General features: G+C 49.2%; 24 protein-coding genes. 22 read left to right on the top strand and 2 right to left on the bottom strand.

The window, feature by feature from the left end:
* Positions 1 to 27: 27 nt before the first annotated feature.
* The 9 genes from OKX56_RS06865 (at position 28) to OKX56_RS06825 (ending at position 5,099) form a co-directional block, all read left to right on the top strand.
* Entirely contained in the window at positions 28 to 369 is a 342-nt protein-coding gene (locus tag OKX56_RS06865; protein WP_287896004.1) for a DUF3852 domain-containing protein, read from the top strand.
* Positions 370 to 475: 106 nt separating this feature from the next.
* On the top strand, positions 476 to 823 hold the full coding sequence (locus tag OKX56_RS06860; protein ID WP_015043330.1) for a nucleotidyltransferase domain-containing protein: 348 nt from the start codon (positions 476 to 478) through the stop codon (positions 821 to 823).
* Positions 789 to 1,214 carry a HEPN domain-containing protein gene (locus OKX56_RS06855; RefSeq protein ID WP_015043329.1) on the top strand — a complete coding sequence of 142 codons (426 nt, stop codon included), beginning with the start codon at positions 789 to 791 and terminating at the stop codon, positions 1,212 to 1,214. The genes OKX56_RS06860 and OKX56_RS06855 overlap by 35 nt, the downstream gene beginning before the upstream one ends.
* 310 nt (positions 1,215 to 1,524) lie before the next feature.
* On the top strand, positions 1,525 to 2,385 hold the full coding sequence (locus OKX56_RS06850) for a conjugal transfer protein TrbL family protein (RefSeq protein ID WP_287896002.1): 861 nt from the start codon (positions 1,525 to 1,527) through the stop codon (positions 2,383 to 2,385).
* On the top strand, positions 2,382 to 2,951 hold the full coding sequence (locus OKX56_RS06845) for a DUF7768 domain-containing protein (RefSeq protein ID WP_287896000.1): 570 nt from the start codon (positions 2,382 to 2,384) through the stop codon (positions 2,949 to 2,951). Before OKX56_RS06850 ends, OKX56_RS06845 begins: the two co-directional genes overlap by 4 nt.
* Positions 2,952 to 2,964: 13 nt before the next feature.
* Positions 2,965 to 3,231 carry a hypothetical protein gene (locus OKX56_RS06840; RefSeq protein ID WP_075365278.1) on the top strand — a complete coding sequence of 89 codons (267 nt, stop codon included), beginning with the start codon at positions 2,965 to 2,967 and terminating at the stop codon, positions 3,229 to 3,231.
* The gene (locus tag OKX56_RS06835; RefSeq protein WP_045574754.1) at positions 3,228 to 3,818 is read left to right on the top strand and encodes a hypothetical protein; all 591 of its coding nucleotides are present in this window, start codon (positions 3,228 to 3,230) and stop codon (positions 3,816 to 3,818) included. The genes OKX56_RS06840 and OKX56_RS06835 overlap by 4 nt, the downstream gene beginning before the upstream one ends.
* 460 nt (positions 3,819 to 4,278) lie before the next feature.
* A complete protein-coding gene (locus tag OKX56_RS06830; protein ID WP_287895995.1) occupies positions 4,279 to 4,731 on the top strand; it encodes a HEPN domain-containing protein in 453 nt (150 codons plus the stop codon).
* Between the two features lie 176 nt (positions 4,732 to 4,907).
* Positions 4,908 to 5,099, top strand: a complete 192-nt coding sequence (locus OKX56_RS06825; RefSeq protein WP_287895993.1) for a hypothetical protein — start codon at positions 4,908 to 4,910, stop codon at positions 5,097 to 5,099.
* Positions 5,100 to 5,611: 512 nt separating this feature from the next.
* Here the strand turns inward: OKX56_RS06825 and OKX56_RS06820 are convergent.
* Entirely contained in the window at positions 5,612 to 6,079 is a 468-nt protein-coding gene (locus OKX56_RS06820) for a VOC family protein (RefSeq protein WP_287895991.1), read from the bottom strand.
* 189 nt (positions 6,080 to 6,268) lie between these two features.
* Here OKX56_RS06820 and OKX56_RS06815 point away from each other — a divergent pair, with 189 nt between their 5' ends.
* Genes OKX56_RS06815 through OKX56_RS06780 form a run of 8 tightly spaced genes read left to right on the top strand, consistent with a single transcriptional unit; the run spans position 6,269 to position 12,300 of the window.
* The gene (locus OKX56_RS06815) at positions 6,269 to 8,098 is read left to right on the top strand and encodes a VirB4 family type IV secretion system protein (protein ID WP_287895990.1); all 1,830 of its coding nucleotides are present in this window, start codon (positions 6,269 to 6,271) and stop codon (positions 8,096 to 8,098) included.
* Positions 8,099 to 8,137: 39 nt separating this feature from the next.
* The gene (locus OKX56_RS06810; RefSeq protein ID WP_287895988.1) at positions 8,138 to 8,287 is read left to right on the top strand and encodes a hypothetical protein; all 150 of its coding nucleotides are present in this window, start codon (positions 8,138 to 8,140) and stop codon (positions 8,285 to 8,287) included.
* The gene (locus tag OKX56_RS06805; RefSeq protein ID WP_287895986.1) at positions 8,280 to 9,353 is read left to right on the top strand and encodes a M23 family metallopeptidase; all 1,074 of its coding nucleotides are present in this window, start codon (positions 8,280 to 8,282) and stop codon (positions 9,351 to 9,353) included. The genes OKX56_RS06810 and OKX56_RS06805 overlap by 8 nt, the downstream gene beginning before the upstream one ends.
* Before the next feature lie 16 nt (positions 9,354 to 9,369).
* A complete protein-coding gene (locus OKX56_RS06800; protein ID WP_287895984.1) occupies positions 9,370 to 10,419 on the top strand; it encodes a DUF3846 domain-containing protein in 1,050 nt (349 codons plus the stop codon).
* A gap of 14 nt (positions 10,420 to 10,433) precedes the next feature.
* Positions 10,434 to 10,859: a DUF6103 family protein gene (locus OKX56_RS06795; RefSeq protein ID WP_287895982.1), complete on the top strand. Its 426-nt coding sequence runs from the start codon at positions 10,434 to 10,436 to the stop codon at positions 10,857 to 10,859.
* 8 nt (positions 10,860 to 10,867) lie between these two features.
* Complete coding sequence (locus OKX56_RS06790) at positions 10,868 to 11,482, top strand: hypothetical protein (protein WP_287895980.1); 615 nt, start codon at positions 10,868 to 10,870, stop codon at positions 11,480 to 11,482.
* Positions 11,483 to 11,493: 11 nt separating this feature from the next.
* Entirely contained in the window at positions 11,494 to 12,039 is a 546-nt protein-coding gene (locus tag OKX56_RS06785; RefSeq protein ID WP_287895978.1) for a hypothetical protein, read from the top strand.
* 12 nt (positions 12,040 to 12,051) lie between these two features.
* Complete coding sequence (locus tag OKX56_RS06780) at positions 12,052 to 12,300, top strand: DUF6103 family protein (protein ID WP_015043309.1); 249 nt, start codon at positions 12,052 to 12,054, stop codon at positions 12,298 to 12,300.
* 21 nt (positions 12,301 to 12,321) lie between these two features.
* Here OKX56_RS06780 and OKX56_RS06775 read toward each other — a convergent pair whose 3' ends face one another.
* Positions 12,322 to 13,584 carry a HipA domain-containing protein gene (locus tag OKX56_RS06775; RefSeq protein WP_015043308.1) on the bottom strand — a complete coding sequence of 421 codons (1,263 nt, stop codon included), beginning with the start codon at positions 13,582 to 13,584 and terminating at the stop codon, positions 12,322 to 12,324.
* 578 nt (positions 13,585 to 14,162) lie between these two features.
* On the opposite strand from OKX56_RS06775, the gene OKX56_RS06770 reads away from it, so the two are divergent.
* From OKX56_RS06770 to OKX56_RS06750, 5 genes are all read left to right on the top strand, one after another.
* Entirely contained in the window at positions 14,163 to 14,576 is a 414-nt protein-coding gene (locus OKX56_RS06770; protein ID WP_015043307.1) for a hypothetical protein, read from the top strand.
* 2 nt (positions 14,577 to 14,578) lie between these two features.
* The gene (mobP3, locus tag OKX56_RS06765; RefSeq protein WP_287895976.1) at positions 14,579 to 17,257 is read left to right on the top strand and encodes a MobP3 family relaxase; all 2,679 of its coding nucleotides are present in this window, start codon (positions 14,579 to 14,581) and stop codon (positions 17,255 to 17,257) included.
* Positions 17,258 to 17,419: 162 nt separating this feature from the next.
* Positions 17,420 to 18,853 carry a DUF3991 domain-containing protein gene (locus tag OKX56_RS06760; protein ID WP_015043305.1) on the top strand — a complete coding sequence of 478 codons (1,434 nt, stop codon included), beginning with the start codon at positions 17,420 to 17,422 and terminating at the stop codon, positions 18,851 to 18,853.
* Between the two features lie 13 nt (positions 18,854 to 18,866).
* Positions 18,867 to 20,687, top strand: coding sequence for a type IV secretory system conjugative DNA transfer family protein (locus OKX56_RS06755; RefSeq protein WP_015043304.1), 1,821 nt, complete (start codon positions 18,867 to 18,869; stop codon positions 20,685 to 20,687).
* 4 nt (positions 20,688 to 20,691) lie between these two features.
* Positions 20,692 to 20,961, top strand: a complete 270-nt coding sequence (locus OKX56_RS06750) for a helix-turn-helix domain-containing protein (protein WP_015043303.1) — start codon at positions 20,692 to 20,694, stop codon at positions 20,959 to 20,961.
* The last annotated feature ends 426 nt before the right edge of the window (positions 20,962 to 21,387 follow it).

Genomic DNA, 21,387 nt, shown 5'->3' with positions numbered 1-21,387 from the left:
TTTTCTATAGGAAAGGTGGAATTTGCAGTGAAAAAAAATAAAAAAATCCTAGTGATCTTCTGCCTAGCCCTTGTACTTGTAACGGTGTTTTGCATGGCCGCATATGCTGCACCTACAGGGGATGTTGCTGGAGCAATCGAAAATACGTGGAATGACGCATCCTCGCAAATCAAAACCGTGGTTAACAAGGTCGTATTCCCCGCAATAGACCTCATTCTCGCCGTGTTTTTCTTCGCCAAATTGGGTACCGCTTATTTTGACTATAGGAAGCACGGGCAGTTTGAGTGGGCGGCTCCGGCCATCCTTTTCGCCTGCCTTGTGTTTACCTTGACGGCTCCGGTCTACATCTGGACAATTCTTGGCATGTAAAGCGTGGATGGGCGATGGATTGCTTATCGTTTGGCTTTTGGATATACTATAATTGGAAAATCTATTCTATGTTGATTGTAAAAGTGCCGGAAAAGGAGGGGGCTCTATGGATTTACAAATAAGACGCGAACTGGATATGATTTCTAAAACGATAGCAGACACGGTGTCGGTCAATACAATCTATCTGTTTGGTTCTTACGCATACGGCCAACCGCATCGGGATAGCGATTTTGACCTGTATGTAATCATCCCGGATGACTCTATGCGTCCGCTGGAGGCAATGCAAACCATTGGGCACGCCCTGTACCATGTAAAGAAACGGCCTGCGGATATCCTTGTGGGCACCCAAAGCAATTTTGAACAGCGCAAAACATTACCCACGATTGAGCGCACGATATTTAGAAACGGGGTGATTTTATATGGAGATCAGCAGCCTGTGCAGGCGATGGCTTGAATTTGCCGCCGATGATCTCACTGCGGCAAAGCATCTGTTATCCTTATATCCGTTTCGGTTGGAGATTATCTGTTATCATTGCGAGCAGTCTGCTGAAAAGATGTTGAAAGCATTTTTGCTGATGCACGATGAAGAAGCACCGCGCATTCATGATTTAGGCGAGCTATGCCGCCTATGTGCTTTAAAGGATAAGGGATTCGATGGAATTGCCGAGGATTGTAGCAGGCTGACTCCCTTCGGCGTTCGTGTGCGTTATCCTGAAGAAATCGAAGTAACAGAAGCGGATATGCATAAGGCAATAAAATCAGCGGAACACATCATGGATTTTATTACTCACGCTATGACTGAGGAGCAGCACGAAGCTCAGGAACAGGGGATGACAATGGAATAGCTACAATTCAAACTCAAACCTTTGCGTCAAATGAGAAGTCATTTGGCGCTTCTTTATTGAGGATGATATTTCAGAGACGATCCAGCAGTTTGAAGAGGATTATCCGGTATTTGAAGGGATTTCGTTAATAAAAATGCCACTGCTCTTTGTGTGTTGCAACGAAGAGAGCAAGAAAATCCAGGTATATCAAATAGAAGAACACGCTAATCTAAAGTAATTAAGCGTGGTTTTTTTTGAATAATAAAAGGAACTTCCGAAAAGCACATCGTTAAACGATGCGGCGTTTATTTTTAATGAAAGGAGGCGCTCAATGTTTATATGGGATTTTGCTGCAAATCTTGTCCTTGGACAGATTATGGACTGGATATATCAGCAACTGATCGGCTTCCTCGGTGATTTCTTTTCCATGATGGGCAATATGGGAGCCGATCTGTTCGGCATGACTTGGGTGCAGGCCATCGTAACATTATTTAGTTATCTGGCCTGGGCTTTGTATGGAACCGGACTGGTGGTAGCACTGTTTGAATGTGCCATCGAAGCACAGTCGGGTCGGGCAAGCATAAAAGATACTGCCTTGAACGCCATCAAGGGTTTTATGGCTGTGAACCTGTTCACCATTGTGCCGGTGGAGCTATACAAGTTATCTGTTACGCTGCAGGGCAGCTTTACTTCGGGAATCTCAAACCTGATGGGAGCCAGCGGAGGCATCAGCACCATGGCTATTGGTGCCCTTACCAACTTAGGGGGGCTTGGACTGAATCCAATCCTCGGTATTTTTTGCGTTATCCTCATGGGCTACGCTGTGATTAAAGTGTTTTTTGCCAACCTGAAGCGTGGCGGCATCCTGCTAATCCAAATCGCAGTAGGGAGCCTATATATGTTCTCGGTACCCCGTGGATACATCGACGGCTTTGTATCCTGGAGCAAACAGGTGCTAGGCTTGTGCCTCACCGCATTTTTGCAGGCAACCATCCTAATCGCCGGACTTCTGGTGTGGAATCAGAATATGCTCCTCGGTCTCGGACTGATGCTGGCAGCATCTGAGATACCAAGGATCGCCGGACAGTTTGGTTTGGATACTTCCACCAAGGCCAACCTCATGAGCACCATCTATGCTGCCCAGTCTGCCGTGAACATTACCAGAACGGTAGTACAGGCGGTGGCGAAATGATGAAACTCGTATATATTGCCTCGCCCTACGCTGGGAATATCGAGCACAACAACAGGATGGCGATAGAGTACTGCCGCTATGCTGCAAGTGGCGGTGTGGCTCCAATTGCTCCCCACCTCTTATTTCCTTTATTTTTGCAAGACAGTAATACGGAAGAAAGAAAAAAAGGAATTGATATGGGCTTGCGCCTCCTTGCCTCCTGCGATGAGCTGTGGGTCTTCGGTGCCCGGATATCTGAGGGAATGGGACGAGAGATTGCGGAGGCCCAAAGGCTCAGCATCAAAATAAGGTACATCAAATTTATTGAAAACCAAGGGGTGATGAATATGAAGCAATGGGGTATTTGGGCAAAACGCAACGCTGCTTCCATCTGTGGAGCTGCGGAGGCTTGGCTGAAATCAGACGGGAAACCCATGACCTTTGACACTTGGGAGGAAGCTGCTGAGAAAGCAAACGTGCTGATGAATAACATTAGAACGGTAAATGTCTCCTACTTCCCCAAGGAAATGGAGCTGGAGCTAGAGCTGGATGAAGAGCCATCTTCCGGCATGGGCATGAAGCTGTAAGGAGGGCTGAGCCATGTATATCTACCCTGATAATTTAAAATCCAAAGCGGTGCTGTGGCTGTGGCAGCTTCGGGATATCGGCATAATCGGTATCGGGTGTCTTATCTCTGTTTTTGCGCTTGCACAGCTCGGCCTTCTGTTGCCGATAGTCGCGACGGCTCTTTACGGTTTCCTGACTATCCGGTTTGAGGACACCTCTATCCTCGATTTTATCAAGAATGCCTGCGGTTTTTTTATCACTAAGCAGCAAATGTATGAATGGAGGTACACGGAAAAATGAGCAGAAAAGAAAAGAAGACAGCTAAGCAAAAGCTTTCTACACGGCAGCTCATCGGCACAAAAGACATTACCGATTACAGTCTGCAGACCTATGGGCACGGAGAACTTGTGTATTTTATTATCAAGCCGAGCAATATCTCGGTGCTGTCGGAAGCCAGCATCTCCGCAAGAATCTATGCCCTCATGACCGTGCTGAAAGGCATGGCGGAGATCGAAATATGCTGCCTGAATTCCCGTGAAAATTTCGAGGACAACAAGCGGTTCCTCCGGGAACGCATCGAACAGGAGGGCAGCCCCACCGTCCGAAAGCTGCTGGAGGCTGACCTGGGCTTCCTCGATAGAATACAGGTGCAGATGGCAACCGCCCGTGAGTTTCTTATTATCATACGGCTTAAGGATGAAAAGCAAAAAGAAATATTCCCGTACTTAAACCGCATCGAAAAAACCTTGCGGGAGCAGGGCTTCTCTGTGAAGCGATCCGGAAGTGAGGATATCAAACGAATCCTGGCGGTGTACTTCGAGCAGAACGTGACCACCGAAAGGTTCGAGGACTTTGACGGACAAAGGTGGGTGATTTTAGGTGACTAAACCGTCCGGTACGCGATGGTTTTCGATAGAATCAGCCAAAAGAAGGGATCTGAAGCAGATTGAACTATGCCAGGTTATTGACATGAACAAAGCCGCAAATTGATGAGCGGCATCCCCACGATGGCGATATGCTGTTGCAAATCAGGGACTACTACAGGATAGAATTCACCTGCTCATCCAATGCCCATGAAGGAAATGCTTTACCAAAAGCGAAATAAAGATAGTGTTGAAGATGAAATAAGCATTGGTGGAAAACTTCTGAATTCTTAAAAAAGCCCACAGCGACGGCAAACCCTTTAAGCAGTTTATTGCAGAGCGGGTACAGGAATCACAAAATGAAATCATGCCGCTTTTGCGCATGCAAATTCCAAAACCGGACAGCGGCATGGGCATGCAACTGCAGCACAATAAACTATAGGACCCGATGAAAAAACAAGTGACTGAGAAAGGATGATGTCATGTGGAGAGAATCAACAGAGTCAAAGGATGGCTTGATTTTGCAGACAAAGATATCAGTTGCGCAAAACATCTCTTGGGTATGCGTCCGGTTCCTTTGGAAATTGTCTGTTATCACAGCGAACAGGCCGCCGAAGAAGCGTTAAAGGGATATCTCCTATATCAAAATATAGAACCGTCTCAGACTCAAGACTTAGGAAGGTTATGCAGCATGTGCCTGAAATTCGACAAGGCTTTTGAGGGGTTGATGGGGCCTTGGGAGAGACTTACGCGATATGGCGAGCCGATATATCCTTTCGAGATGCAAATTTCAAACAACGATATGAAAACAGCCATTGCTGATGCCGACCGTGTAATGGCATTCGTACTTCAAAGGCTTCAGCTTACCGAGGAAATTGCCCAGAAGGACGATGAACAAAAAGACCAGCAGGAAAATGCAGTCAGCGTAATCCTGTAGATCCGCTCATTTCTGCCTGCGGAGACTGCTCCATCCGATTTCTTTTCGCCGCAGGCGATCTCAACGCCGGGATCAATGTGTTTCGTTATTTCGTGAACCTGCCTGATAATACCCGGCATCGCACGCTGATCGGTTGCCTCAAAATATAGTATAATATATAGGTAGGTGGTGTTCATATGAGAGATTTGGAAAAGCTCATTGATGAGATTAACGGCTCAATGTCAATGGAAGGCATGTCGCTTACGCAGACTGATAAAGATAGAATCAGACATTGCCTAGGTAATGATAAACTGGTTGAAGAAACGATAGCTGAACTCATAAAAAAGCACACGGCTGTCAGGGGCTATAGCTATGAACAACCGTTATGATTACAGCTATGGGTGGGATCACAGATATTGTTGCCTCTAGTCAAATGTGCTTATAAACAACTTTCATGGAATAAATTCAAATCATCATCAATACTTAGAATAAGGATGACTGCCATAAAGAGGCAAGGGGGTATTAGTTTAGGCTATTGCTCCATTTTCATATATCATCCGATCAAAGAAGCGGCTTGCTTTATTGTATCAATAGAGCGAGTGGCTTTTTTATATTCAAATTCAAGCAGAAAGAAGTGAAAGTCTATGGTGAAAAGAAAACTTGGCACGCCAACGCCTGTGCAGGATGATGTCCGCATCCAGGAATTCATTGATATGATCGCACCATCAGTGATCAAGTTTAACACCGACCACTTCATTTGTGGCAACACCTATAGATGCGTCTGGGCGTTACGAGAATATCCGACCTGTTAGTTATAGACGACGAAAATAGCAAGTAGATGGATTGTATGCATAATGGGAAGCAGTGAGTTGAACTCTCTGTTTCCCATTATGCTCGTTTTTTACGCTAAGCACGACCTCACATAATCAACTGGTACTTCCATACGAGTGGCCGTTTCTTCAATCGAGAGTCCGGTGTCTATAAATCTCTTAACAACCATAATCATGTTTTCGCCGACTTCAATAATGTGCTTATCTAAATCATAGAAACGAACTACTCGCTGGCCCCACGAATGTTCAAAGAGCGGATGAACATATTCGATACTTTTTATACTGTTTAATTTTGTAGCAAAGCTGTCCATGTCATCTTCTTCAAAATACAACTCACATGCATTGTTCCCGAAAACGATTTCTTCAGCTTGCTTATGAATAAAGCCTTTCCAAGTATCAGCAGTCTGCAATGCAATACCGCCTGTCAAAGTAACATTTTCCCCAAAGTCAGCAACAACCTCTAACCCTAAAACGTCGTGATAAAACTGTTTTGCTTTTTCCATATTTTTTACTGCAATTAACGTGCAAGTATATTTCATTCTCACTATCCTCCAATGCAGATTATATAAATAATCGGAATGTGGCTGTCAAATGATAACCACAGTAGTGATAAATCTTTAATAAAATATTTATCATGAAACGCTGTAAAAGTAAATTATTTTCCTCCAAGCCGTCACACATCGTGGCGGCTTTTTAATATCCAAATTCAAAACAGAAAGGAAAGAATTATGCCAAGAAAAATCAAAACTCAATCCCCCCCGCAAGACGATGTTCGTATCCAAGAGTTTTTGGATATGATCGCACCATCAGTGATCAAGTTTAACACCGACCACTTCATCTGCGGCAACACCTACCGCTGCGTCTGGGCGTTACGAGAATATCCCACCGCCACCGATGAGCAGGCCATCCTGCGCCACCTTGGAGAAAAGGATGGCATCACCTTAAAGATTTATACCCGCCACGTGACCCCGATTGAGGAAAAGAAAATCATCAGTAATGCGGCCAACAAGAACAGGCTGAAGCAGAGCAACACCAATGATCTGCAGCAGACCGTCACTGCCGAAAGCAACCTGCAGGACGTTGCAAATATCGTTGCCGCCATGCATCGGAACCGGGAGCCGCTCCTACACTCGGCGGTATATATTGAGTTGTCAGCCACCGATCTTGACCACTTAAAGGAGCTTCAAACCGAAGTATTGACCGAGTTGATCCGTTCCAAGCTCAATGTGGATCGGCTCATGCTCCGTCAGCAGCAAGGGTTTATTGCGGTGATGCCATCGGGCTACAATATATTCGGTGACCAGTTCGAAAGGGTACTCCCCGCTTCCAGCGTGGCCAACCTGTATCCTTTCAATTACTCAGGAAAAACCGATGCCAATGGTTTCTACCTTGGACGAGATAAATTTGGAAGCAATATCATTGTCGATTTTAACAAGAGGACCGACGACAAAACCAATGCCAACATTCTGATCCTGGGAAACTCCGGTCAGGGTAAAAGCTACCTTATGAAGCTCGTCCTTTGCAATATGAGGCAAAGCGGTATGAAGGTCATTGTCCTGGACCCTGAACATGAGTATGAGGATTTAACCCTCAACCTGGGTGGCTGCTTTATCGACTTGATGTCCGGCGAGTACATCATTAATGTACTGGAGCCTAAGACATGGGATGAAAACGGATCGCCGGAAGACAGGGAAGCACCCCAAGCCTTCCGCTGTGCCTCCAAGCTGTCGCAGCACATCTCTTTCCTGAAGGATTTCTTCAGGAGCTACAAGGACTTTAATGACAGGCAGATTGACACCATTGAAATCATGCTGACTAAGCTCTATGACAAGTGGAAGATCACCGACCATACCAACTTTGACCGGCTGACACCCAAGGATTATCCCATCCTGTCCGACCTGTATAAGTTGGTAGAAGCAGAGTATCAAAGCTATGACAGCAGCCACAGGCAGCTCTATACCGCAGAAACCCTGCAGGAAATCTGCCTTGGTCTTCACTCGCTTTGCGTGGGTGCGGAGAGCAAATTCTTCGATGGACACACGAATATCACCGACAGCCAATTTATCACCTTTGGTGTAAAAGGATTGCTGCAGGCCAGCAAGAACATCAAGAACGCTCTGCTTTTCAACGTACTCTCCTTCATGTCCAACCAGCTGCTGACGGCAGGCAGCACGGTAGCCAGCATTGACGAGCTGTACCTCTTCCTCTCCAACCTTACAGCCATTGAGTACATCCGCAATTTTATGAAGCGAGTGAGGAAAAAAGACAGCGCCGTCATCCTTGCCTCGCAGAACCTGGAAGACTTCAACCTGGACGGAATCAGAGAATACACGAAGCCCCTGTTCAGCATCCCGACTCACGCCTTCCTGTTCAACGCCGGAAACATTGATGCCAAGTTTTACATGGATACCCTGCAGCTTGAACAGAGTGAATACAACCTCATCCGTTATCCGCAGCGGGGTGTCTGCCTCTATAAATGCGGCAACGAGAGGTACAACCTCATGGTTTCCGCACCGGAATATAAGGAAAAATTGTTCGGCACGGCGGGAGGACGGTAACCGCCGCAGCTAAAAATTAACGGAAAGGAGGCAATAACCATGTTTGCCAATATCCCTGTGTACTACCCCTCCATCGAGTATGCAAAGGAAAACAACGAGCTGGAACTGTGGCGTGAGTCCCACAATCTAAAGCAAAGCCATGTACAGGCAGAAGCCCCGGAACAATTGGGAGGGATGAACCTTGGCTGATCCCGCAACCCTTGCCCTGATTGCCAGGGCTGTCATCCCAGCCGCGACCGACAAACGGACGTGGAAGGTGATCGGTGCCATCATCGCCGCTCTGCTGACTCCCGTTATTCTAATGGTGGTTGTGATTTTGAGCCTGCTCTCTGCCACAGCAAGTCATAACAATGCTGCCATTGATCTGACCTTTCACGGAGGTGCTATCTCCTCGCAGATGCCTGCTGACTACGCCGACTACATCCGAAATATGCGGGACAGCTTCTCGGAGCTTGACACTGCCATAGGAAATATAAGTACGGAGCTTGAAAGCGGAAGTCTTGACAGCACAAGAGTCAAGGCGATTTTTTATGCTCTGTTTTTCGGCGCGGACAGCCCCTCTAGGGACAGCGATGACTACCGTGCGTTTGCAGATTGTTTCGTGCGGTACGAAATCCGGTCCAATGAAGCAACGGGTACCAGCTCTAAGGTGGCCATCCCGCTAACCTCCTTGCCGGAGATTTACTCAAACCTGGAAAGCACACTCGGCAGGACAATCACCAGCGAGGACAAGGCAAATGCCTCAGAGATTTACAACCGCATCCTCTATGGCGACATTCCCACAGAAGGGGATGGACTCCAGAATTGGATCAACACCATCACTGCAAACCCTGCTGAGGTTCCCTTTATTGGCGGCAACTTTATCAGTCCCCTCGGCAGCAGCTGGCGCAGCATAGTGACCTCCGAATTCGGATATCGGCGTGATCCTATTCATCCCACGGCTGAAAATTTTCACTCAGGAGTTGACCTGGGCGCGCCGAAAGGCACCGATATCCAGGCTGCCAATGGAGGCACTGTCCTGTTTGTCCGCTATAAAACCACAGGCTATGGATACCATCTGGCAATCGATCACGGTGGGGGCATCGTTACTTTATATGGTCACTGCTCTAAAATCCTTGTGACCGAGGGGCAGGCGGTAAGGCAGGGTGAGGTTATTGCACAAGTGGGTTCCACAGGCAAATCGACCGGAAATCACTTGCATTTTGAAGTTATTGTTGACGGCACACCACAGAATCCAAGAAGCTATCTACCATAAAAGAAAGGGTGAAACTATGTTAACAACCAAAGCGGTCTTTAATAGAAAGTTGGATGACTTTGAGCCTAAGAACTGCGTTATTGAAAAAGTTGTTGTACTTACGTCCCACGAATACGATGAATTTTCCAGAAATATGCTGGCTGACTATGACTTTATAAGGGATAACAAAGACCTGCAATATTTTGGTGAGAGTGGCACATGCCACTGCATTTTAGTGGTGGGAGAAGAAAGAGATGACGGTATCCTTGTTCGGGGAGAGGGCTATGAGTATGCCCGTTATGCTGCATTCCTACCGAATGCCTCTTTGTTTTTAGCGGCAGTTATGGAGCAGGAACAATCAGCAGAGAAAAAAACAGTAGTTCGCGGCCTTAAGCTGAAAGATTTAATGTCGGTGCCTTTGGAGGACATCCATCTCATTCACAGCGATGAGGATATAGATCTGGCTACCCTATGCGAGTTGGAAAATGATACCCTGACCGATGCCGGTAAGAAGGAATGGGCTGACATTCTGGAGGCTGATGTGCACCGGATATTTACTGGTGAATATGGCCTGCAAATTGAGGTCAGCGGTGTAAAACCTCAAAGGCTATCGGATTTTTCATACATGCTTGCCGGATATTGCTCCGTGCAGGACTATGAAAAATGGGTAACTCAGAAGCCGGAAGTAACATTAGATGAAACTAATAGTGAACCACAACCGGAACATCAAAAAATGAAAGTGGTAATGGTTGAACCGCATGAGACTCCTTATGTTGCGGAGATCGGCAATGATCTTGCCTCCATGCAGAAAGCGGTTGGCGGGAACATTCAGGCTGTAGATTTAGCGTCCTATGTTTCCCTTGTCTGCAATGAGGAAGGCAAGCTGTTGGAAATGGAGGGCAACCGCTCCCTGGGCAATGACATCCTCGTCGGCAACTTTTTTATTGCGGGTTATAACGATGAAGGTGAGTTTATCTCATTAACTGAGGAACAAATTGAAGAATATACGCAAGAATATCTTACTCCAGAGAGCTTCACCAAAGAGCAAATCGAGGAAGCTACTGGATTTATCTCTATATCATTTTAAGGAGGAATGAACCCATGGAAAAAACAAATTTACAGGTATCCTTTGATACCGACAAGCTCAATGCACTGCGGTTTTATATGGCAAAGAAAGAATTGAACGTAGAAGATGAACTGCTGGCCCACCTCGACAAGCTCTATGAAAAAATGGTTCCCGTGCAAGTAAGAGAGTATGTGGAAAGCCAGTCCGGGAGCGAGGCTCCCAAACAGGAGGTCGAAGTAGAAGCGGATGCTGTCAAGCAGGAGATCAAAGCAGAGGGGAATGCTCCCGAGCAGGAAGTCAAAGCTGACGAGGAAAAATCCTCGGAAAAGCAGCCAAGACAAAGCAAGCGCCAGCGTGAAAAGGAGCTGGCTGCTGCCCCACAGCTCGAACCGCAACAGGAACAGACTGCCGGGCCGGAAGAAGCCGAGGAAGAAAACCAGGGCATGAGTATGAGCATGTAGGCAGTCCAATGAAGAAGGAAAAGCATCCGCAGAATCTTGAAGCAGAACTACAGCAGGCGTTCGACCGATGGGATGCGCTCTATAAATTTGGAGGGTATGATCCCTTCTGGTCGGACGGCTGCAATTTAAACCTTGTGCGCAATCACATCAGCCACTACAAACAAAAGATTGAGGAAACCTATGAGCCGCAAAATTATCCGGCGATCTACTATCGAGAGGCACCGCCTGAAGTCCCCCAGGATTACATGGCAAGGAGCGAGGAAATCCGGTCGAATGCAAAAAAGGCGGTACAGCTCTATAAAAAAGATGAGAACTATCAATTCTTATTATCCCGTGTAGAACGGCTTGATCCAAAGGATATCAAAACGACTAGCATTCGAAATGTGATCAATTATGAGAAAGGGCTGGAGCAAGCAATCGCTTCGGATGATTTAATAGCCATGCGGCGACATGAAAATCCGAAGGGCTATATTGAATCCTTCCTCGAATGTGCAGAGCGTGTCAAATCCTTAAAACCGAGGGAAAATGAACAACTATCACTTTTTGATGTATGGCCGGAGGGATTTTCCGAGGAAGCTGATGAAGGCGAGGAAGAAGATCAAGGCATGAATATACGTTTATAGGGGGTGGCGACATGTTGCAGCATGGAATCTATACCATTACGGAGAATGGGCAAAACCGCAATTACATTGCCCAAAATACCAATAGCCTGCTCTCGGCAGCAAAACTTCTCCATACCTTGGAGAAGGTAAAGAGAAACCTTCCGAAAGGAAGCAGGACATCTGTGCTTGAAGCATTGGATAAAGACTATAACTTTGTAGCACTCAAAGGCAAAAGCTATAATCTGTTTCATGCTCTGGATGACGGAGAATTTGCAGAAGCCGCTAAAAAAATTGAGGACGGAGAAAGCCAAGATGCCCATATCGAAGTAGACTTCGACACAAGCAGTCTTGGTTTTCTCTCTGACAATCATGGAGAAACTGCTCGACTCACATTGCCGATCACGGCTATTGTTGATGCCTACTCCGGATCGCTCCGCAAAAAAAACAGCAACCAGAGCTATGTGAATACAAACGATTTTGCAAAGCAAATTGAAAAAACGTGTGATGCGCAGCTAGAGCTTTCTCCCCAGGAGGAAGCAAATGGCGAAGCACCACAGGTGCAAAAAATAAGTTTATAGGAGGAAAGTACAATGAAGAAAGCAACCCTACAAATCAGCTTCGATAGCGAAAAGCTCGGAGCTTTAAAGCAATACATGGCAAAAAAGGAAGCGTCCATCGAAACGGAACTGGACGAAGTGATGCAGAAGTTCTATGAAAAATATGTTCCGGCTCCCGTCCGTGAGTACATCGAAAGCCGCGAGGCAGACGATCAACCGAAGCCAGCAAGACCATCCAGCTTGGCTGCAGCACAAAAAAATGCTGCAGAGGACGAGCAATAAGCGCAGAAAAAAGTGACTGTCCTATCCTTTTAGGGCAGTCACATAATATGCATTATAGTTTTTTTCAAAGTCCTGTGATTCCGGATGAACCTCTGTTGTCTCCTTCGGATGGCTGACGGTTACTTGATGTTTCTGCTCCAAAGCAAGTTGTTCGAGTTGCCGCACACGCCCTTTCAAACCATTGCACAACTTATCTGTACGCGGCTCATCAATATACGGCGAAGCGGAAAGAAGGATTCGAAACTCCTCGTCGATATCCCGGAGCGCGGAAAAATCAATCCAGTCAAGGCTGCCGGCCAAAACGATCTGCTCGGCATGCATCGGTTTAAACGGATGGCTTGGCACATCACCATTCGGATGAATTACCCTTGAGACCTGATCATGCCAGAGGCTTGTGCCGCTGTCAAAGACAGGCGCTGCTCCCAGCCATGTAAGGGTATCCACATTCCGGACAGCACCAAAGTTTCCAAAATGGCGGTCTGTGTTGGCCATGAGAAAGTCAAAAGCCAGCAGATAATTCAGAAATTCCTTCATGCCGGGGATGCCAAGGTGTTCACAGCAAAGCAGAAAATGCTCGTACAAGGAGTGATGATTGTGCTTCTTTTCACTCTTAAAAATGCTGTAAGCACTGACCAGTTCTGTCTCAGGCGTAATGAAATTTTCACATACGCTGTAGGGGATTTCATTTTCCCAAATGAGGCTGTATGGTACATAAGCGGCATGGCTTAAGCGCTGATGCAAAGAAGTTGCCAGCAACTCATTGAGCGGTTCCTGTTGGAATGGATTGCTTCCGGACTTGATCAGGCAACGTTTTCCGTCAATGATTTTCCACTTTTTTCGGAGCCACCCATCGCAAGTATTGCAGGGAGACATCAAGTCAAGCTCCTCATGAGGGGAAGCCTTTCCAAAGAGTGCATTGCCCACATCATCTGAAAATTGGTTCTGAAAAAAGTTAAGGCGATCCCAATCAAGGGGATGAGCTTTTGAACTGATCCAATACTGATCGGTAAGACTCAGGCCATAACATTTTGTAAGTAGCTGCTCCGTGTAAGATATATTCATGATGTCAAGAGCCTCACGGATACCGGAACGGTTGGAAGGAATGGAACGTCCCAGCCACCAATCGTTCAGACTTATTCTATCCGGAAGCCCCTTGGTAATGGTGATGCCAACCGGAAGGTGCTCCGGATGAATTACCTCAAAGACCTTCAGGATAGAGGCAGTATCATCGTCTATATCCAGTTCCACCAAAGGAGTGCGTTTGTTCATTAAGGTGCATATCATCGTTCACCCCACCTTTAAAACAACTTTGTTAATACGTTAATTTACCATTTATTGCGTTATGTTACAAGAGATGCCCTGAAAATTTGAACCTAAAGCATCACAGAGAAAGGGACTATGCAAAAGAAATATTGACCTTTCCATATCGGCTTGACGTATACTTATGGACGAGGAAGGACGGCCCTTTGTCGGAGGGTATGTCGCCCTGTGTGCGATTTTCCGGGCAAGGGTGGCACCCCAATACCAATGGGCAGTTTCAAGCCGCGTTTTGGGGCTTTGTGAGGGGGAGAGCAAAAAGACAGGCTTGAGCATGGAAATCACCTTCCATTTGCAGAGGGGAACCATGGGGTCGAAAACGGTGCGGGTTAAAGGAGCGGGGTCGCAGAGCTTCCCCGCTCCGGCTCACATCGCCCCGCAACGCGGGTCGAAGGACGTTTTTCTCCGGGGTCAGATTTTACCCCTTGGAGTCGCTTGCGGGGTTGTAAAACGAAGGTGAGTTCGAAAAACGCCGTAAATAAAGGATTTACATAGGGGCTGCGACAGGGGTTGCGGCTCCTTTTATTACGATTGGAGGCAGCAGCATGACAGAAGAAAACAAGCTAAAGAATAAATTTGCCCTGTGGATCTATCCGGAAACCCGAAAGCTGGTGAAGGACTGGTACAAAAAAGACAACTGCCAGAGCCAGAGCGAATTCATTGAAAAGGCCATCAAGTTTTACACCGGATATATCTCGGCGGAGGAGGGCATGCGCTTCCTGCCGGCGGCTATCACCTCGGCCATGACTGGCATGATGGACAGCCTCGAAAACCGTATGGCGCGCCTCATCTTCAAGCTGGCGGTGGAGATGTCCATGATAATGAATGTCATAGCGTTCAACGCGGACTACAACCCCGCCTCCCTTCACACGCTGCGCGGCAAATGCGTCGAGGACGTGAAGAAGTCCATTGGCGCGGTGACCTTTGAAGATGTCGCAAAATCTATAGACAGGAAATAGCCATGCCGAGAATTGTCTTTAAATGCAGATACATTAAAAACGCCGCGGTACATCTTGAAAACCTTGTGGAATACGTCGCGACGCGGGATGGCGCGGAGATAATCTCTCCCGCCCTCCGCGAACGCCCTGCCACAGAAAAACAGGAGCAGCTCATCGCAGACATCCTCTCACAGTTTCCGGATACAGCAGATTTGTTTGAATATGAGGACTATATCAAGCAGCCAACCGTAGAAAACGCCTCGGAGTTTATCACCGCGGCGTTGGATCAGAATATGGATCAGTTGTCACATCAGGAAACCTATGTCAGCTACATCGCTACCCGTCCCCGTGCTGAAAAGCTGGGAACACATGGGCTGTTCTCCGATACGGATGATCTGCTGGTGCTGTCAAGGGTGATGAGGGAGGTCGGTGAACACACTGGCAATGTATGGACGCCCATCATATCTCTGCGGCGGGAGGACGCTGCACGGCTGGGGTATGACGATGCCGCCGCGTGGATGGCGCTCATCCGCAAGCAGCGGAATATCTTCGCCGAGCAGATGAAGATCGCTCCGGAAAACCTGCGCTGGTACGCCGCCTTTCACAACGAAGGGCATCATCCCCACTGTCACATGCTGGTTTATTCGGTGAATCCCCGCGAGGGGTATGTCACCAAACCAGCCATCGAAAAGATGCGGAGTAGCCTGGCAAGGGAAATCCTTCAGCAGGATCTCATTCAAATATATTCAGGACAGACCGAACAGAGAAATACGCTTGCCGAGCACAGCCGCGAAGTCCTAAGAGAAATCATCAGCAGAATGAGCGGTAGTGTTTATGATAACGAAACTATTGAGTCCCTGCTCTTTCATCTGGCGGAGCGTCTGAAGCATACCTCCGGCAAAAAGCAGTGCGGCTATCTCAAGGCGCCTCTAAAAGCCGTCGTGGATCAGATTGTGGATGAACTGGCGAAGGACACTCGGGTGGCGGAAGCCTACGCGAAATGGCAAGAGCTTCGCAATGAAGTTTTGCGGACATATATGAATAAGCTCCCCGATCCCGTTCCGCTCTCACGGCAAAAGGAATTCAAACACATAAAAAATATGGTGATTGCGGAAGCCGTGAATATCGGCGGTCAGCATTTCACCTTGGAGGGCGATGAGTCGGCGGAGGATATACATGAAGCGGCGGTAGAATCCGAAGCCCTGTCGCCGGAGGATGAATACCAAACGGGCATAGATGAAGCGCCAGAGGACAATGGAAATATACCGTGCTCTGCTCCCGAGGGTTCCTCCCGTCCGGATTCCAATGAAGGTGAATTCGGCAGACCGCATATCAAATGGAGTGCCCGCTACAAGGAAGCCCGTGTTTTTCTCTATGGCAGCGATGAACTGGAGCCTGACTTTGAGAAGGCTCTCTGTTTGTTTCTGGAGGAAGCTGAAGCCGGGAACGCTCTCGCCATGCACGACCTCGGCAGGATGTACGCCGACGGGCTTGGCGTCGATATGGACGTCGATATCGCATTTGGCTGGTACGAAAAAGCGCTCTCCGCGTTCATGGACATCGAAGCGAACAGGAATAGCCGCTATGTGGAATACCGCATCGGCAAAATGCACGCGGCGGGACTTGGCACGGAGCGGGACTATGAGGAAGTGGCCGGATGGTTTGAAATGGCGGCTTCCCGCAATCACAAGTATGCCCAATATTCTCTCGCCGGTCTGTACTACCGGGGGCAAGGCGTGGAACAGGACTACGAAAAAGCGTTCCGGCTCTACGGTAAATCCGCCGCCCAGCATGTTCCCTACGCCAATTACGAGCTGGCGAAAATGTACCGGGACGGTATCGGCACAGAGAAGGACGCCAAGGAAGCGGAGCTGAATTTTGAGGAAGCCTTTTACGGCTTTAAGCGTTTGGAGGAACAAAGCCATGACGATAAGCTCCAATACCGCCTTGGGCAGATGCTCTTTACCGGAACCGGAACGGATAAGGATGTGGAAGCGGCAATCGCGTACTTTGAAAAGGCTGCCCGCCTCGGCAACGTCCATGCGCAGTATATGCTGGGCAAGGTTTATCTCGACGAGGACGGCGGACACAGAAATCCGGAAAAGGCTGTCCTGTGGTTAACCAAGGCTGCGGATAACGGCAACGGCCTGGCTCAGTTTGCCCTGGGCAAGCTCTACAGTGACGGTCTCTATGTGGAGAAAGACATCGCTAAAGCGGTGGAGCTGTTCACGAAAGCAGCGGAACAGAACAATTCATTCGCTCAGTATCAGCTCGGCAAGCTCTATCTGCTGGGAGAGGATATGCCCAAGGATGTGGAAGCCGCCGTCAGATGGCTGACCATGTCTGCAGAGCTGGGCAATCAGTATAGCCAGTACGCGCTCGGCAAGCTGTATCTCATGGGCAGGGATGTTCCCCGCGACCATGAAGCCGCCATGCGCTGGCTCACGCTGTCTGCAGCACAGGGCAACATTTATGCGCAGTTTTTCCTCGACCGTCCGGACGTCTTCCGTGATCCTCCTCTCTTCCTGGCGGCGACAAGGCTCCTGCATCACTTAAGCAGGATATTCCGCGATGAGCAGAAAAGGTTCTCCGGCGGTCCCGGCATGCAGACCGACAGCAAGCTCCGGCGCAGGATACGCGAGAAGAAGATTGCCCAGGGTCACGCTCCGGACGATCATGAGCTAAGGCATACAACCTATTAACAAGGGAGGGTTTTCATGCAAAAGCCTCAATCAAGATATTCAGAAAAAAGAACCGTTTCCCGAAAAAATCAGCCTGGCGTCACGCAGGCCATCCGCTTATCGGCGGGTGGCTTTTTTTCGCCGATGCGGTAAGCGCAAGCGCTGACAAAGGAGGAATGCACTTTGGCATACATTCATTTTACAGACGAACAGAAGCAGCAGGCCAACTCAGTCGACCTGGTAGATTTCCTTCAGCGTCAGGGAGAGCAGCTTGTGCGTTCCGGCCGGGAGTGGCGCTGGAAGCGTCATGACAGCGTGACCGTGCGCGGTAATCAATGGTTCCGTCACTCCCGCAAAGAAGGCGGTCACGCCATTGACTTCGTCCAGCAGTTCTATGATATGAGCTTTCCCGAAGCGGTAAATTATCTGCTTGGAGAGGACTGCGGCGTGGAGTGGAACCAGACGGTCAAGAGCGCGCCTGCTCCCCGTAAGAAATTCACTCTTCCGGAAGCCAATCACGATATGCGCCGGGTATTTGCCTATCTGATAAAGCGGCGGTTCATTGACCGTGAGGTGCTGTCCCGCTTCGCCCATGAAAAGCTGATCTATGAGGACAAGGAATATCACAACGCGGTGTTTATCGGGCTGGGTGAAAACAGCGTCCCCCGCCACGCTCACAAGCGCGGCACTTACACCCAGGGCGAACCTTATAAAGGAAACGTGGAGGGCAGCGATCCGAAATACAGCTTCCACTGGATCGGAGAGAGCGGTGTCCTCCATGTGTTCGAGGCGCCGGTGGATATGCTGTCCTTCATCACACTGAACCGGAAGGACTGGCGGCGGCACAGCTATGTCACGCTGGACGGCGTGTCGGAACACGCCATGCTCCGTCAGCTGGAGCTGAATCCTCATCTGAAAAGCGTCGTGCTGTGCCTGGACCATGACGAAGCAGGCATCGAAGCCAGCGGACGCCTGAAGGATATCCTGTTGGAGAAGGGATATACGGATGTTTTCGTAATGCAATCGCAGCACAAGGACTGGAATGAGGATCTGAAAGCCAATAACGGTGTCAGTCCCATCCCGGCACAGGTGCATCCGAAGCTGGAGCTTCTGCCGAAGGTTGTCGGTGAACTGCATGATTTGTGCAAAGCCCTCTCAACGCATAAGGACATTGACTCCTTCCTCGCAGAGTGCGCCGAGGCGGTGGAGCCGTTTCTTGCTTCCGGCAAAACAGTAGATCTAAACACGGACGCTGTTCGGGAATGCCTGCAGTGTATGGCTGCCGGCTCGCTGGCTGCCATGCAAAGGCAGCTTAACCAGATGGAACAGCCTGCGACAATGGAGCAGCTCATCCAAAAGCTGCAGGAAAGCTACCGTCCCCATGAGGATAGAGGCTGGCTTCGCGCTAAGGCGGAACAGCTGCGCCAGGATGTAACGGAAATATGCCGCCAGCTTCAGGCCCCGGGCATCCGGACACTGGCGGATAAGGAAAAGCTCCTGTCCTCCTATCAGCGCCTTGCGCTGGACAGCGTCAAAACTATTATGTTTGCTGAGCAAGAGCTTCCGTCGATGCTCCCGTCGCAGGAGCAGGCAGTAAATTTTTCTATGACCATGTAAAGGAGGGGTCGCATTGCAGACATCCCAAATCGTAATCCTGACCGCAGCCGGACTGACCATGTTCGGCGTGATCGGGCTGTTATCGCTCATAGCGCATTACTATACCCTGAACGGCATCAAGTCCAAAACGGTCGGCGACGGTCAGCACGGCACAGCGCGCTGGGCAACCAAGCGGGAGATCAAAAAGACATATACCGAGGTTCCCTATGAGCCTGAAAAATGGCGGAAGGGCGAAAGCCTCCCGAAAGAGCAGGGCCTTATCGTCGGCTGGAGGAAAGCGCCTTTGTTTGACGATACCGCTCCACACGGGTATGCGCTGGTAGACGATGACGATATCCACTGCCTGATGATCGGCGCGGCCGGCGTCGGCAAGACCGCAAACTTCCTCTATCCGAATCTGGAATACGCCTGTGCCTGCGGCATGAGCTGGCTCTGCACCGACACCAAGGGCGACCTCTACCGCAACTACGCCGGGATCGCCAAGGACTGCTACGGCTATGAGGTGGCGGTCATCGACCTGAGAAACCCCACCCGCTCGGACGGCAACAATCTGCTCCATCTGGTCAACAGGTATATGGACGCCTATCTGAAAAACCCTCAGAACCTGGCATACAAGGCTAGAGCGGAGAAATATGCCAAGATCACCGCCAAGACCATCATCTCCTCCGGAGGCTTCGATACGGCGATGGCCGGACAAAATGCCTTCTTCTACGACGCGGCGGAAGGTCTGCTGACCTCCGTAATACTGCTTATCGCCGAATACTGTGAGCCGAAGCAGAGGCACATCGTATCGGTGTTCAAACTCATACAGGATCTGCTGGTGCCCAGCGGCGTCAAGGGCAGGACTTTGTTCCAACTGCTCCTTGCCCACCTGCCGGACGAGCATAAGACCAAGTGGTTTGCGGGTGCGGCGCTCAACTCGGCGGAGCAGGCCATGCAGAGCGTCCTCTCAACCGCGCTCTCCCGGCTCAATGCCTTTCTGGATTCCGAGCTGGAGCAGATCCTGTGCTTTGACACGGCAATCGACGCGGAGAGGTTCTGCACCAAAAAAAGCGCCATCTTCCTTGTCATGCCGGAGGAAGATAACACAAAATATTTCATCATCAGCCTGATCGTCCAGCAGCTCTACCGCGAGATCCTGTCGGTGGCCGACGAGCATGGCGGCAAGCTCCCCAACCGGGTGATGATGTTCCTCGACGAGATCGGGACCATACCCAAAATTGAGTCTGCTGAGATGATGTTCAGCGCCAGTCGTTCGAGGCGGGTGTCAATAGTAGCGATCATACAATCCTTCGCTCAGTTGGAGAAAAACTATGGCAGAGAGGGTTCGGCCATCATCATCGACAACTGCCAGGACACGGTGTTCGGCGGCTTTGCTCCTAACAGCGAGTCGGCGCAGATTTTGTCGAAAGCCATGGGAAGCAAGACGGTCATGAGCGGCTCGGTCAGCCGGGGTAAAAACGATCCGTCCCAGAGTCTGCAGATGATCGAACGTCCGCTGATGACACCCGATGAGCTTAAGTCCATGCCCAAAGGCCGGTTTATCGTCACCAAGACCGGCGCCTATCCGATTCGCACCCGGCTGAAGCTGTTCAAGGAATGGGGTATTACCTTCGGCAAGCCGTATGAGATCGCCGAACAATCGGCCAGACAGGTAGAGTATGCCGACAGGCACAAGGTGGAGGAAGAAATCATCCTGCGCCATTCCGCCTGTGTGGAGGTGCCGGAGGAAGCTGAAACAGAAGCAGCTGCGTCGGGCGGCCCGGTGCATACGCCTGTTCAGGGTATAACCTTTGAACAGTTTGTGCAAAAGCAGGAACCTGAAAGGAGATGAAGCTGTGGGTTACTTTACATCTGTTTATACCTCGGAACTGCCGCATCGGGCGAGGGCTGTCTATATGTACCTGCATGACCGTGCCGACAAGGACGGCAAATGCTACCCTGCGATTGGTACCATCGCCAGAGAGCTGAAGCTGTCTCGCAGTACTGTCAAGCGCGCCATAGCCGACCTTGAGCAAAGTGGCCGTCTGCGCAAGGAGCAGCGGTGGCGGGAAAACGGTGGCAAGAGCAGTAATTTGTACTATATTCAGCAGCTGGATTCAAGCTGAACGACTAAAAAATGACCTTCCCCGCCAAGGGGAAGGTCTGTACTTTCTATGAACCATGGAAGGGTTCATGGTGAGCCGTCAAAGTGAACTTCTCATTTTAAGGAAATATCTAACACCAGAGAAATAATAATAATTTAGGAGCATTTCTGTAAGGGAAATATCTGAACTTTGAAAAATGAGACGCCAGGCAATAAAATAGTGATGTGTCGATCGGCCAAGAAAGGCACAAAACAAAGAGGTGCATCCTCTGTGGTTAAGATCGGAATTTTCGGAGTATCAGGTTTGTATAGGCGGAGAAGCATAGTTTGAAAGAGTTCAGACATGAGACTGCGTAAAAAGAAGGGTACACCAAAATAAGCCCACCAAATGCGGACTTTAAAAATGAATATTGAATTAAAGTATTAAGTCGTATTACGCATATCGGGT

Source organism: Dehalobacter sp. (genome assembly GCF_030063005.1).
GTDB lineage: Bacteria > Bacillota > Desulfitobacteriia > Desulfitobacteriales > Syntrophobotulaceae > Dehalobacter > Dehalobacter restrictus.
Note: the sequence above shows the minus strand (reverse complement) of the source record. Positions and strands in the feature narration are given on the sequence as shown.

Excerpts from the sequence above, each read along its gene's own strand:
- OKX56_RS06820 (WP_287895991.1), bottom strand. The coding sequence starts at position 6,079 with ATGAAATATACTTGCACGTTAATTGCAGTAAAAAATATGGAAAAAGCA.
- OKX56_RS06780 (WP_015043309.1), top strand. The coding sequence starts at position 12,052 with ATGAAGAAAGCAACCCTACAAATCAGCTTCGATAGCGAAAAGCTCGGA.
- OKX56_RS06800 (WP_287895984.1), top strand. The coding sequence starts at position 9,370 with ATGTTAACAACCAAAGCGGTCTTTAATAGAAAGTTGGATGACTTTGAG.
- OKX56_RS06845 (WP_287896000.1), top strand. The coding sequence starts at position 2,382 with ATGATGAAACTCGTATATATTGCCTCGCCCTACGCTGGGAATATCGAG.
- OKX56_RS06840 (WP_075365278.1), top strand. The coding sequence starts at position 2,965 with ATGTATATCTACCCTGATAATTTAAAATCCAAAGCGGTGCTGTGGCTG.
- OKX56_RS06770 (WP_015043307.1), top strand. The coding sequence starts at position 14,163 with ATGACAGAAGAAAACAAGCTAAAGAATAAATTTGCCCTGTGGATCTAT.
- OKX56_RS06850 (WP_287896002.1), top strand. The coding sequence starts at position 1,525 with ATGTTTATATGGGATTTTGCTGCAAATCTTGTCCTTGGACAGATTATG.
- OKX56_RS06810 (WP_287895988.1), top strand. The coding sequence starts at position 8,138 with ATGTTTGCCAATATCCCTGTGTACTACCCCTCCATCGAGTATGCAAAG.
- OKX56_RS06835 (WP_045574754.1), top strand. The coding sequence starts at position 3,228 with ATGAGCAGAAAAGAAAAGAAGACAGCTAAGCAAAAGCTTTCTACACGG.
- OKX56_RS06795 (WP_287895982.1), top strand. The coding sequence starts at position 10,434 with ATGGAAAAAACAAATTTACAGGTATCCTTTGATACCGACAAGCTCAAT.
- OKX56_RS06855 (WP_015043329.1), top strand. The coding sequence starts at position 789 with ATGGAGATCAGCAGCCTGTGCAGGCGATGGCTTGAATTTGCCGCCGAT.
- OKX56_RS06775 (WP_015043308.1), bottom strand. The coding sequence starts at position 13,584 with ATGATATGCACCTTAATGAACAAACGCACTCCTTTGGTGGAACTGGAT.
- OKX56_RS06815 (WP_287895990.1), top strand. The coding sequence starts at position 6,269 with ATGCCAAGAAAAATCAAAACTCAATCCCCCCCGCAAGACGATGTTCGT.
- OKX56_RS06825 (WP_287895993.1), top strand. The coding sequence starts at position 4,908 with ATGAGAGATTTGGAAAAGCTCATTGATGAGATTAACGGCTCAATGTCA.
- OKX56_RS06785 (WP_287895978.1), top strand. The coding sequence starts at position 11,494 with ATGTTGCAGCATGGAATCTATACCATTACGGAGAATGGGCAAAACCGC.
- OKX56_RS06790 (WP_287895980.1), top strand. The coding sequence starts at position 10,868 with ATGAAGAAGGAAAAGCATCCGCAGAATCTTGAAGCAGAACTACAGCAG.
- mobP3 (WP_287895976.1), top strand. The coding sequence starts at position 14,579 with ATGCCGAGAATTGTCTTTAAATGCAGATACATTAAAAACGCCGCGGTA.
- OKX56_RS06860 (WP_015043330.1), top strand. The coding sequence starts at position 476 with ATGGATTTACAAATAAGACGCGAACTGGATATGATTTCTAAAACGATA.